This is a genomic window from Ruegeria sp. AI3, assembly GCF_056541245.1.
This window is the reverse complement of the sequence record NZ_JBQFYA010000001.1, coordinates 102,131-114,995: the sequence shown is the minus strand read 5'-3', so window position 1 is coordinate 114,995 and position 12,865 is coordinate 102,131. Positions and strand designations below refer to the sequence as shown.

The 12,865-nt window shown below is 58.0% G+C and carries 11 protein-coding genes; 8 read left to right on the top strand and 3 right to left on the bottom strand.

The features are described from left to right. Positions 1-40: 40 nt before the first annotated feature. Together ACRZ95_RS00570 and ACRZ95_RS00565 are read right to left on the bottom strand one after the other, a co-directional pair. Positions 41-1,930 (bottom strand): cytochrome c3 family protein, encoded by a 1,890-nt coding sequence (locus tag ACRZ95_RS00570; protein ID WP_170676018.1) that lies wholly within the window; start codon positions 1,928-1,930, stop codon positions 41-43. After that, positions 1,927-2,793 (bottom strand): YihY/virulence factor BrkB family protein, encoded by an 867-nt coding sequence (locus tag ACRZ95_RS00565; protein ID WP_170676017.1) that lies wholly within the window; start codon positions 2,791-2,793, stop codon positions 1,927-1,929. The genes ACRZ95_RS00570 and ACRZ95_RS00565 overlap by 4 nt, the downstream gene beginning before the upstream one ends. Before the next feature lie 139 nt (positions 2,794-2,932). Here ACRZ95_RS00565 and ACRZ95_RS00560 point away from each other — a divergent pair, with 139 nt between their 5' ends. The 7 genes from ACRZ95_RS00560 (at position 2,933) to ACRZ95_RS00530 (ending at position 10,302) form a co-directional block, all read left to right on the top strand. Continuing rightward, positions 2,933-4,018 (top strand): AI-2E family transporter, encoded by a 1,086-nt coding sequence (locus tag ACRZ95_RS00560; RefSeq protein WP_170676016.1) that lies wholly within the window; start codon positions 2,933-2,935, stop codon positions 4,016-4,018. Positions 4,019-4,184: 166 nt separating this feature from the next. Then, entirely contained in the window at positions 4,185-5,162 is a 978-nt protein-coding gene (locus tag ACRZ95_RS00555; protein ID WP_170676015.1) for an AAA family ATPase, read from the top strand. Positions 5,163-5,182: 20 nt separating this feature from the next. After that, a complete protein-coding gene (locus ACRZ95_RS00550; protein ID WP_170676014.1) occupies positions 5,183-6,130 on the top strand; it encodes a DUF58 domain-containing protein in 948 nt (315 codons plus the stop codon). Beyond that, entirely contained in the window at positions 6,127-6,600 is a 474-nt protein-coding gene (locus tag ACRZ95_RS00545; RefSeq protein ID WP_170676013.1) for a DUF4381 domain-containing protein, read from the top strand. Before ACRZ95_RS00550 ends, ACRZ95_RS00545 begins: the two co-directional genes overlap by 4 nt. Then, positions 6,600-7,583, top strand: a complete 984-nt coding sequence (locus tag ACRZ95_RS00540; RefSeq protein WP_170676012.1) for a vWA domain-containing protein — start codon at positions 6,600-6,602, stop codon at positions 7,581-7,583. Before ACRZ95_RS00545 ends, ACRZ95_RS00540 begins: the two co-directional genes overlap by 1 nt. A 2-nt stretch (positions 7,584-7,585) precedes the next feature. Further along, positions 7,586-9,082 carry a VWA domain-containing protein gene (locus ACRZ95_RS00535; RefSeq protein WP_170676011.1) on the top strand — a complete coding sequence of 499 codons (1,497 nt, stop codon included), beginning with the start codon at positions 7,586-7,588 and terminating at the stop codon, positions 9,080-9,082. After that, on the top strand, positions 9,079-10,302 hold the full coding sequence (locus tag ACRZ95_RS00530) for a BatD family protein (RefSeq protein ID WP_170676010.1): 1,224 nt from the start codon (positions 9,079-9,081) through the stop codon (positions 10,300-10,302). The genes ACRZ95_RS00535 and ACRZ95_RS00530 overlap by 4 nt, the downstream gene beginning before the upstream one ends. Before the next feature lies 1 nt (position 10,303). Here the strand turns inward: ACRZ95_RS00530 and ACRZ95_RS00525 are convergent, their stop codons facing one another. After that, positions 10,304-10,984 (bottom strand): Crp/Fnr family transcriptional regulator, encoded by a 681-nt coding sequence (locus ACRZ95_RS00525; protein WP_170373655.1) that lies wholly within the window; start codon positions 10,982-10,984, stop codon positions 10,304-10,306. Between the two features lie 198 nt (positions 10,985-11,182). Between ACRZ95_RS00525 and ACRZ95_RS00520 the strand changes: the two genes are divergently transcribed. Then, entirely contained in the window at positions 11,183-12,793 is a 1,611-nt protein-coding gene (locus ACRZ95_RS00520) for an arylsulfatase (protein WP_247748279.1), read from the top strand. Positions 12,794-12,865 lie beyond the last annotated feature (72 nt).

Genomic DNA, 12,865 nt, shown 5'->3' with positions numbered 1-12,865 from the left:
GCCGGGATGATGGCGCGAAACGGGCGCGCAAAGGCCGTTCTTATGGCCCGAGTTGCCGGGACAGCTCTTGCAGGTTCGGATCATTGGGAATGCGCTGCAAGCCCTCCTGCACGACCTCACGCGCGGCCTGCGGCCCGCGATTGATCTGCGCCAGCTGCACCAGCATCGGCCAGGCTTCCGAACGCTGAGGGTCGAGGGTCACAACCTCGCGAAAGGCACGCTCGGCTGCTGGAGCGTTGCGGAAGGTCAGTGCCATTCCGCCCAGCACCATATGGGTTTCAGGGAAATCCAGACGGTTTGCGATTGCCCCTTGCCACTCGGCAGTGGCCTGCCCTGCCAAGATCCGCTGTTCCTCGGTCATCGCCTCGGGCGGGATTGTCAGGACCTCTTTCGCAGCCGAAATCCGAACGTTGCGCAGCGGGTCGGAAAGCAATGGTTCCAACCGCTGCACCTGATCGCGGGGAGAGGCCTGACGTTGCAACGTCACAGCGTTGGCCCTAACCAGCGGATCGGTATCCGTCAGCAACTTAGCCGTGGCGTCGGCCACCTGACGCGAGCCGAAGGGCTGCAGCAGATACGCCGCTGTTGCGCGCACGATCCCGGCCTGAGACGGATCGTTGGCAATCGCCAGTAGCCCTTCAGGACTGTCCGCCTGCCCCGCCATTGCCGGAGCGAACACCGAACCGAAATGCGGGCCGCGATGGGTTGAGTCCGGAAACCAGCCCTCGATTTGCGTTGCGGCCCATGGCTGGTTTTTGTCGGTGTGGCAGTCAGTACAGGAGTCCTGCCCAAGTCCCAAATCAGGGCGCGGCACACGGAAACTGTGATCTCGCCGACCGTCAACGCCCATATAGACACGCTCGATCATGTGGCAGGTCTTGCACTGTGCGCCTGCGCTGTTTTCGGGGTGGTGGTGATGATCAGGGGTGTCATAGTCCTTGCGGGCCAGAGTTGGGAAATCCGGATTGCCTGCCGGAGAATGGCATTGCGTACAGACCCCGTTGCCCTCAGCCCTCAGCGTTGCGCTATGGGGTTCGTGGCAGTTCATGCAGCCCACGCCCTGTGCGTACATCTTGGATTGCAGGAAGGATCCGTAAACATAGACCTCATCCAGAATCTGACCATCTGGGTGATAGGCCCCCGGTCGCAGAAGCGCGAGATTGTAGGCGTCGTAATAGGGCGTTCCGGGCAGAGGGTTGCCCTGCTCATGCGCCTCGCGCCGGGAATGGCACCCAGCGCATTGCTGAATTTCTGCCTCGGTCTGGCCTTTGCCCCACGACACGGCAAACCCGGCCTCACCTACCCCTTCAGGCAATACACGCCCATTGACCCAATCGATATGTGCCGAGCCGGGGCCGTGGCAGGCCTCACACCCGACGCCGATCTCAGCTTGGCGAGACTGGTAGCTGCGGGTTTGCGCGTCGTAGTTCTTTTCAAATCCCGTTGCGTGGCATTCGGCGCACCGGGCATTCCAATTCTTGTAAGGCCCGGTCCAGTGCAGCCCGTCATCAGGGGGCAAATCCTGATCCGGATAGAGGTGATACCAGCGCTTGTTTTTCGTGTCCCAGACCACATCAAAACTCTGCAGCCGTCCGGGATCGGTTTCAAACAGGTATTGCTGCAAAGGTTCAATACCGACGACCGAGTGGACGTCATATTCGGTTATCACACCGTCTTTTTCAGTGACCTGGGCGGTTGGGACCCCGCCGCTTTGGTCAAACAGGACCGACATTCCGTTATGCTCAAAGCTAGTGCCATCAAAATCGGCAACGATCTTCCCTGCCCCGACCTCGGTCCAGGCGAGCGCGTGGTGGGAGTTCGCCCAGGCCTCAGCCTCATCCACGTGACAGGCAGTGCATTGATCCGAACCGACATAAGACTGCGCCTTGGCGGCCCCGGCCAATGCAACAAAAAGCACCACCCACCTCATGCCGGAGCACTTTCTTCGTCGCGCTGTATATCCATCAGAGCGCCGTTATACTCTGCACCGAGGATCAGGATTGCCGCGCACAGATACAGGAAAATCAACGCCGCCATGGCCCCCGCCAACCCGGCATAGGTGGCGCTATAGCTGGCGAATTGGCTGATATAGATGGAAAATCCCCACCCTCCGGCCCCCAACAGAACAAGGGTCAGCACAACACCAGGCAGAATTTGTGTCACCCGATGGCGACCGGTCGGCAGGATCAGATGCGCGAGCAGGATCGTGCCCGCCGGAACCGCAATGGTGAAGGTCCAGCGCAAACGGTCCACCGACAACCAGTTCGAGACATCTACATCCGTATGCTCGGACACAAGCTGAGTATAAACGGGCAAGACAACCTCGACCGCGGCGATGATCAGGATCGCAGCGCCGCCCAGAATGACCAAGCCAATGCACAGCAGCCGCGTTTTCCAGAATGGCCAACTGTCCTGATCATGATAGGCCTGATTCATCGCCGACCGAACCGCAGCCACTCCGTTGGAAGCGAAATAGACCGCCAACAGACCGCCGATGGTAATCACGCCCGAGCTAGAGCTTTGCAACACCGCGCGCAACTCGGAGACGATCGGTTCAGCCACATCCTGTGGCCACGCGCCGAAAATCAGCTCGATCAATTCGTCGTTCACATAGCCCTGAGACAAGGCGCCCGCCAGCGCCACGGTAAACAGAACAAAGGGAAAAAGCGCCATCATCATCGACATGGCGACATGGCTGCTCATGACAAAGCCGTTCTTCTCGCCAAAGCGCCGAAAGGCCAGGAAAAACGCCTTTATCAAACGGCTTGATATGGGATTCGCAGCACTGGACATACGGAACTCTACCCTGCGCACCCTACGGGTAGAAGCCACCCAAGCGGAAAATCAATCATATAAATAATTGAGCGCATTGCATAAACTCTTCGCCCTGTGCAGGATCGCAACAAGTACCTTGCCTCAGTCAGGTTTGCACATGCCTCTGGACCCGAACACCACCAAGGATGTACCCCGCGCCACACTGCCCGTGGTGCGTGATACATGTATTGTCGCGACCCTTTTGGTTTTGGGACTCTACGCAGGGGCTGCCTTCCTGATCCCGCTCACCATGGCCCTGCTGGTCAACGTGCTGATCATCGCGCTGAGCGACCGGATCGCCGCCCTGACGCGTGTCCCCGTCTGGCTCGCCAACATCGCGGGCGTCACCGTGGTTCTGGCTGGCTTGTTCATGATCATGTATATCCTCGGAAGTCAGGCCACCCAGTTCGCCCGCACCGTCGGCACCTATGAGGAGCAATTCGACAATGCCGTGAATCGCGTCGCCGGATTAGTCGGCAGCGACGTGACGCGTTTTATCCGGGACAATCTGGTCAGCATCGACATGTCCTATGTCGCCCGCATCCTTCTGGGCAGCGCGACCTCGCTGCTGAACCAGTTCTTCCTGATCAGCCTCTATGTTGCGTTTCTGATGGCCGAGCGTTTAGCGTTTCGAAAGAAAATCCAGATGGCGGCCGGCAACCCTCAAACTGGTCGAGAGTTCGCAGCCATGCTGGATGCGATCTCGATCAGTCTGCAACGCTATGTCGGGGTCAAAACCCTGATCAGCCTGATCACGGCGGGCATCAGTTATAGCATTTTTCGCTTGCTGGGCCTTGAATATGCCGAGACATGGGCGGTGCTGACCTTTGCGCTGAACTTCATCCCGTCGATCGGGTCGATTATTGCCGTCATCTTCCCCGCGATGATCGCCTTGGTTCAATTCGAAAGCATCGCGCCATTTCTGGTGGTGGTCCTAGGCTGCGGCACCATCCAGTTCCTGATCGGCAATTTCCTCGATCCCGCGTTACTGGGCCGGTCACTGAACATGTCGACTTTTCTGGTCATCCTCGCCCTGATGTTCTGGACCACCGTATGGGGCCTGATCGGAGCCTTCCTTAGCGTCCCCCTTACCGTCTGTATCCTGATCGTCTTCAGCCATATCCCCGCGCTGAGGCCCGTCGCGATCCTGATGTCTCTGGATGGCAGGCTTGGGGATGACGGCAACGGCGCGGTTTCCGGCTAATTCTGCCGCGGTTCCAAAACAATCAAATATAAGGAAGTCGGAATTCCTGTTGGTCTGCGTGGTGTTGCGCTGATAACATGTTCTCATTACTTGAAAATCCCGAATCCGGGTCCCTGCAGGCACTCCGCTGCACGGCCTGCCTTTCGGGCCGGAACGGGATATTTTTATGAGCGCACTCAATCAGATCATGGATCTCAGATCCCGCATGGCGCAGTCGATCATTGGACAGACCGAGGTGATTGATCGCCTTTTGATCGGTCTTTTGGCCAACGGCAATCTACTGATCGAAGGACTTCCGGGTCTGGCAAAAACGCGCGCGGTCAAGGCCATGGCCAAGAACATGGATGCTCAGTTCAGCCGCATTCAATTCACGCCGGATCTGCTGCCCTCAGACGTGACTGGGACCGAGATTTATCAGCAGACGGACAAAGATAGCGAATTCAAATTCGAACCCGGCCCCATCTTCGCCAACATCGTCCTCGCCGACGAAATCAACCGTGCACCCGCCAAAGTGCAAGCCGCTCTGCTTGAGGCGATGGAAGAACGCCAGGTCACAGTTTCCGGCACAACCCACAAGATGGAGCCGCTATTCATCGTCATGGCCACCCAAAACCCGATCGAGCAAGAGGGCACCTACCCTCTGCCCGAGGCGCAGATGGACCGGTTTCTGATGCATGTGCAGATCACCTACCCTCCGGTCGAGGATGAGGTTGAGGTCATCCGCCTCGTACGTGGCGAGGACATTGCCGCAGGCAAAGATGCCCCCAAAGAGCATCCGCCAGCGATCCCGCAAGACGCCATCTTTGACGCGCGATTCGAGATTGGACAGATCCATGTCTCGGATGCGATGGATCGCTATATGGCTGATATCGTGCAGGCCACCCGCACGCCCGAGGCACTCAGCCCCGAATTGGCCAGTTGGATCGAGATCGGCGCCAGCCCCCGTGCTTCGCTTGCCTTGGACAAATGCGGGCGCACGCATGCGTGGATGAACGAACGCGACTATGTCGACCCCGCCGATATCCGCGCCATTGCCCATGACGTGCTGCGCCATCGCGTGACTCTCAGTTTCGAGGCGCAAGGTTCCGGCAAATCCGCAGATGACGTGATCGCCGAGCTGTTGCGTTTGGTTGCTTTGCCCTGACCCTTAAGGATACCGGCCGCATGAGTCAGACTGCGCCATATTCCAAAGACCCGCGCATCCATGTGGATGCCGAACAGCTTGTGCGTCTCGGCCCACGCACCCGAGCGCTCAGCCTGTTGCCTCGTCAACCTGCGCGGTCGATCCTGAATGGCCGGCATGCCTCGCGACTGCGCGGACGTGGCCTGAACTTTGAAGAACTGCGCGGCTATCTGCCCGGTGACGACATTCGCACGATTGACTGGAAAGTCACCGCCCGCACCGGAAACCCCCATGTTCGGGTCTATACGGAAGAGCGTGACCGCCCGGCTCTGTTGCTGGTCGATCAGCGTGTTTCGATGTTCTTTGGAACCGTCGCCTACATGAAATCCGTCATCGCCGCCGAGGCCGCAGCGATTGCAGCGCATCGCGTATTGGGTCAGGGAGACCGCGTAGGCGGCCTCGTCTTTAGAGACACCAGCGTGGCCGAACATCGCCCTCAGCGCCGCGCGACTGCCCTGACGCGATTATTGTCTTCCATAGCGGCAGCCAACTCCACCCTACATGCGGGCCTGACGCCGGAACCGACAGTATCATTGAACGATATGCTGACCGAAGCCGCGCGCGTCTGCCAAACTAGCGGCTTGATCTGTTTATTCTCGGACTGCGACGGGCTGGATGACCGGTCGGAAGCCCTGCTCCGCCGTCTTGCGTCGTCGAACGATCTGATTGTGTTCAACGTCGCCGATCCGACATCGCGCAGCTTGGCGCCGGACCTTAAATTGACCGTCTCTGACGGGGACACGCAGATCGAAATCGACAGCTCCGATCCGGAGCTTTCCGCGAAAATCCGCGCCTCCATGGAGGACCGCCTTGAGCAGCTCCACAAATGGTCGCGCCGATACGGGTTCCCTGTGGTTCCCTTGACGACCTCGGAACCGGCGCTGGACCAGTTGCTGCGCTTGTTCGGACATGGCGGAGCACGGCGATGAGCATCGACACCACCGGGAAATCTCTTGTCGACTTACTGAACATGCTCGAACCCGCGCCCGAGCCTTCGCCCATTTCAATGACGCCTCAGACATGGGGATGGGCTGCTTTGGCAATCCTGCTCCTGATCGCCTTATTCGCCGCAGTCTCGGTAGTTCACAAACACAGACGCGCCAACGCCTATCGCCGAGCTGCTCTGGCAGAGCTGTCGGTGCCGGATATCCCGTCAGCAAAGATCGCCGAGGTGCTCCGGCGGACGGCTTTGGCCGCATACCCGAGGGATCAAGTCGCAGGTCTATATGGTGGGGATTGGATTAAATTTCTAAACCAATCCTCTGATATACAGACATTAAATCAAGAGTTAAGTCATGCGTTGACCGAAGCGCCATACAAGGCAACACCCTCGAACGAAGACCTGAGGCAAATGGCCCGGCACTGGGTCAAGTCTCATAAACCGTATCGGAGCGCATGATGTTTTCCTTCGCTGCTCCCTGGGTCTTTCTCCTGCTGCCGTTGCCCGCAGCCGTGTATTTCCTCGCCCCACCTCGGCGTGTGAAGACGGCCTCAGTCCGCATTCCCTTTTTTCGCCGAGTCGCGCAAGCCGCTGGTGTTGAACCAAAATCCGGCTCCGTGATCCGAAACCGCGCCAGACTGCAAACAGCCAGTATCATTACTATCTGGGCGCTTCTGGTTTTGGCCCTCGCCAGACCGGAACGTTTGGGCGAGCCAATTGTGATCGAGAAATCCGCGCGGGATGTTGTTCTTGCCTTGGATATCTCAGGCTCGATGGATCAGCGCGACTTTCAGACTGAATCTGGCGCGCCGATGCAGAGGCTCGACGCTGTCAAAGGCGTCTTGAAACAGTTCATTGCCGAACGCGATGGCGACCGGATGGCGTTGATCATCTTTGGCACTCGCGCGTTCATTCAGGCCCCCTTCACCGAAGACCTCAATAGTTTGAATGGGTTCCTGGATCAAACTCAAGTCGGCATGGCCGGTCCAAACACGGCGCTCGGCGATGCGATTGGCCTTGGAATACGCACGTTCGAGTCTAGCGAAGTCGACCAGCGCCTGATGATCGTTCTCAGCGATGGAGCGGATACTTCAAGCCGCATGACACCAGTAAACGCCTCGGCGATTGCTGCGGAGAAGAACGTCATCATCTACACGATCGGGGTCGGAGATCCGAACGCCTCGGGTGAAGATCGCGTCGACCTGCAGGCCTTGCAGGACATAGCCGACCGCACGGGCGGAGAGTATTTCTTTGCCGACGACACAGCGGCCTTGGCGCAAACCTACGCGCGCATTGATGAGTTGAACCCACGAACCGTTCAAACCCAAAGCTATCGGCCCCGTCATAGCTTGTCCCATATTCCTCTGCTGCTGGCGCTGATGGCCATTCTAGTCAGCACAGCCGGGTTCCATTTCTCCCACCGGAAAAAGGGAGTGAGCTGACAATGGACCTCACGGATTTCCATTTTATACGAGTGTATTACCTGTTGCTCCTCATCCCGATGGCGTTCCTGTGGTGGCGGATCAGACCCAAGCCCACCCGTCAATCTGCTCAGGCGGTCGGGATCGCACCACATCTTGCTTCCGCCCTGCAATTGGGCGCGGAAGAGAACCGTCGAATTCACCCCATCGATGTCGCCATGATCATCGCCACGCTTGTCACTCTCGCGGCGGCGGGGCCAACGTGGTCGCGCGCGCCCAACCCGTTGATCGCGGATACCGCGCCGTTGGTGATCGCCCTCAAAGTCACCGAAAGTATGGAGACCACCGATCTTGCGCCTTCGCGCTTGGACCGGGCCAAGTTTAAAATCGCCGACCTGATCACCGAACGTGGCGGAGCGCGCACCGCCCTGATCGCTTATGCCGGTACCCCTCACCGTGTTGCGCCTCTGACCGAAGATGCCAACATTCTGCGTCCGCTGCTTGAGGGGCTGACGCCAGCCGTGATGCCCAAACAAGGTGATTCCGCCGCTGATGCCCTAGCGCTAGCACAGTCCATTCTGGACGAAAGCGAGAGCCCTGGCGCAGTTTTGTTTGTTCTGGACGATCTCGATCCGTCTCAGGTTCCTGCTCTAAGCAACTCAACCCATGATCTTTTCTTCCTGACCATGCTGCCCGATCACGACAGGATTGTGCAGCTGGGAAATGTCCAAGCTGCTTCGACTGTTGCGTTCACGGATGACGACCGGGATATCTCTCGGCTGCAACGCCAAATTCAGTCGGCCTATACCGCTGCCTTGGACGATGATGATCGGCTGGACTGGCAAGACAAGGGTTGGATTCTGGCCTGGCCCGCTGCGCTGCTGTCGCTGTTGTGGTTCCGCAAAGGTTGGGTGATCCGCTGGGCTCTTTTGGCGTTGTTCGTCCTTCCGCCCGCGGGCGCGCGCGCGGAAGGATGGCGGGATTGGTTCCTGACGCCGGATCAGCAGGGGCAAATTGCGATGAACCAGAAGCGGTTTGGAGACGCGGCCGAATTGTTTGAGGACCCATATCACAAGGGCTATGCGTATCTAAAAGACGGTCAATATGAACTGGCCTCTGAGATTTTCACCGCTTTGAACACGGCCGAGGCCGCTTTTGCCGAAGGTATGGCCCGTATCCGAAATCGCGAATACCGCCCGGCAATCGCGGCGTTCGAAACCGCTCTGGAACGACAACCGGATTGGCCAGAGGCGCAACATAACCTTGAGGTTTCCAAGGCCATCTTGGATTATGTCGAAACGACCCGGGAACAGTCTGACACGGGCGAGGAAGCTGGCATCGGCGCGGACGATACGGTGTTCGACAATGACGACGCGCGGGGAAGTGAAACCACGGTTCAAGCGCCTAAGGACGGGCCGCAAACGCTGAATGCGGAGCAATGGATCAGCACCATTGATACCGACATGCAGGATTTCCTGCGCAACCGCTTTCTGCTGGAAAATCAGGAGCGAACGGAATGAGATACGCGCTCCTCTTCATTCTTCTCTTCCCTGTATCCGTGGTCGCGCAAGGCAACGAAACAACCGCCCCGCAGATCATTGTGGAGGTGCCGGAAGAATCCGTCCTCGTCGGCCAGCCAGCGATTGTTCGGATTAAGGTTCTGGTGCCGACCTTCATGCCACAACCGCCGGAATTTCCCTCTCTGGAGCAGCAGAACCTCTTGGTGCGCCTGCCCGAACGGGCCTCGGGGCCGGTCAGTGAGACCGTGAGCGGCGAGACATGGTCGGGTGTTCAGCGCAGCTATCGGGTGTATCCTCTGATTGCCGGCGACATCACCTTCGACGCACAGACGGTTGCCGTGACCTATGCCGATCCCGCCACAAGCGCCCCGGTTCAAGCCACGGTCGACCTGCCTCCGGTCAAGATCACAGCCGAAATACCCGATGGCGCGGAGGGTCTCGACCCGTTGATCATCGCAACCGGGTTTACCCTTGAACAGAAACTTGAAGGTCCAACCGAGATGCAGGCTGGTGACGCCATCACGCGCGAATTGACTGCGCGCATCTCTGGCACAACGCCGCTGTTGATCCCGGTTCTGACACCGCAACAGCAAAGCCCGCTGCTGCGCGCCTATCCCAAAGAACCCCGGATTTCAGAATCCGAGGAACGTGGAGTGTTGTCCGGTCAACGTCAGGAAGAGGTCGTGTATATCGCGCAGCAAGAAGGTGACGCGCAGTTGCCCGAAGTTTCCATCGACTGGTTCAACCTGCAGACCAACCAGGTCGAAACCGCCTCAGTTCCCGCCACGGACCTGACGCTTGCGCCACCGAAATGGCAGCCGCCCAGTCTGGACGAAGTTCTGAAGATCGCTACCTTTTCCGCAATTGCCCTTTTCGCGATCGTGGCATTGTGGCGTTTGCTTTCCCCACGCATCCGCGATCTGAGAGAGGCACGCCGTGATCGCTATCTGGCGTCGCCGAGATATGCGGTGGACGCCTTGAAGACCGCCGTTCAAGCGCATGATTTAAATGCGACTTATACCGCGTTGGAGCTTTGGAGATCGCGTGACGGCAACTCTAAGAATGCGGAGAAGCTGGAGGACTGCCTGACCCGTATCGGTTCTGCCCGGTACTCCGGTCGCGATCAATCCGAAGACTGGAGTACTGCCCTGCAAAGCCTAACCTCAATGAAAGATGCGGTCCCGCGCGACAAGGATGCTTTGCCTCCGCTTAACCCCTAGATCAGCTCTGGCAATTGGCAATCAGTTTGCTGCGGTCGATCAGGCGCAGGCGCCCATAGCCGAGTTCAACCAGACCCAGATCCACAAGGCGATGCAGGTTGCGATGCAAGGTCGGTTGAGAAACCGCAACCATCGCGGCCAGCTCCTCTTGCGATACAATGATCCATCCGTCGGCTTTCGCGGCCCCCTCGTCCAGATGCAACAGACGCAAAACAAGGCGTTTCTCGGTGCCCGTGACGGCCAGATTGGCCATGATGCGCAGGGATGTTTTCATGTTCTCGCGCGTCAATGCGTAGAAATCGCGTATGTATTCCGGGTTGTCCTGAACCAGCCTCTCGACCCGTGAGGTGGGAAAGAACAAGGCCCGGGTTTTTTGGGTCGCCATCACACTGATCAGGCGCCGCGCTTCGGCGAACAGTGCCAAATCACCAACCCAAAACCCACGCCCATCGCGATGAACGACAAATTCCTGCCCGTCATCGGCCGGGGCGGTGATCTGAACAGCGCCGCTGAGAACCGCGTGAATTCCATTTGCCTCATCGCCGTAGAGATAAAGCGTTTCCCCTGCATCAAAGGTTTTTCGCACGGCGCAAGTCATAAGATCGCTCTGAAATTTGTGGCCGCGCGCGCCAAACCAATCCGACTGGGTCAGCGTTCGGATATCCTCATCAACATCAAACATTAGTATCTTTCAAAGCGATCATATGATAAGTTTTCGATACGTTTCATAGCCTAATCTAGTTCTGTTCGATTCTCGGACCAATAGATAGTTTTTTGTCCGACAATCAACACCTTGCTCGCGGTCTTTTCCTTAAGTCGGCCGCTGCCATTAACGATAAAATTACCGGGCCATTAATTCCCGTTTACTGAGGAGTACTACATGTCACCTCCACGAATGATTGCTAACAATTGGCGCAGTGCAGTGCGCAGGGTCGCTGTTGCGACGGTTGCCGTTGCCCTTGCCCTGCCGGCTTGGGCGCAGGATCAAAAGCCCAATATTCTTGTGATATGGGGCGACGACATTGGTCAGTCCAATATTTCGGCCTACACGATGGGTCTGATGGGATATCAGACACCCAATATCGACCGCGTTGCCAAAGAAGGCATGATCTTCACCGACTATTACGGTGAGCAGTCCTGTACCGCGGGCCGGTCCTCCTACATCATGGGTCAGTCCGTGTTCCGTACCGGTCTGTCCAAGGTCGGCCTGCCCGGTGCTGATCTGGGAATGCAGGTCGAGGATCCGACCATTCCCGGCCTACTCAAAGACCATGGCTATGTGACGGGTCAGTTCGGAAAGAACCACCTGGGTGACAAGGATGAGCACCTACCGACAAACCACGGATTTGATGAGTTTTTCGGGAATCTTTATCACCTTAATGCCGAGGAAGAACCGGAAAACGAAGACTATCCCGGTGATCGCGTGTTGGCAGATGGCCGCACCTTCCGCGAGGCGTACGGCCCGCGTGGTGTGATCAAATCCAAATCCGATGGCACGATCGAGGACACCGGCCCTCTGACCCGCAAGCGCATGGAAACCGTAGATGATGAGACCGTGGCGGCCGCAATCGACTTCATCACCCGCGCGCACGAGCAGGGTCAGCCCTTCTACGTCTGGTGGAACGGGACCCGTATGCATTTCCGGACGCATGTCAAGGACGAGATGCGCACCAAGGCCAACGAAATCTCGGGTCGTGTGGCCGATGAGTACACCGCAGGCATGATTGAACATGACATGCATGTCGGGCAACTGCTCGATTTGCTGGACGAGCTTGGCATCGCCGACAACACGATCGTTCACTACTCCACCGACAACGGCCCACACATGAACACGTGGCCGGATGCCGCCGCAACGCCATTCTGGGGTGAGAAGAACACCAACTGGGAAGGCGGATGGCGTGTGCCCTCGATGGTGCGCTGGCCGGGCCAGATTGAGGCCGGTTCTGTCACCAACGAGATCGTCCACCATATGGACTGGCTGCCCACCTACCTTGCGGTTGCCGGCGATCCGGATATCAAGGAAAAGCTGAAAGCGGGCTATAGCTCGTCTGGTATGGGCCGTGACTACAAGGTGCATCTGGATGGCTACAATATCCTGCCCCTGCTGACCGGTGAGTCTACCGAAAGCCCCCGGAAAGAGATCTTCTACTTCTCGGATGATGGCGACCTGACGGCGCTTCGTTTTGAGGACTGGAAGCTGATCTTCCTGGAGCAGAAAGCATGGGCAACCCTGCGCGCCTGGATCGAACCCTGGACCGAGCTGCGCATCCCGTTGATCATCAACCTGCGCCGCGACCCGTATGAGCGCGCATACCGGACCTCGAACACCTACTATGACTGGCTATTGGATCGGGCCTATTTCCTCGTTCCCGCCCAGCAATATGTCGGTACGTTCCTGAGTACGTTTGAGGAATTCCCACCGCGTCAGAAAGCGGCAAGCTTCAACCTTGATCAGGTGATGGAGAAGCTGACAACGCCGACCAACAACTAAGATCGGCGTCCAAATAAACCGGGCCGCCCGTGTTGGGGCGGCCCTTTTCCGTTCAAAAACCACCGAGAATTT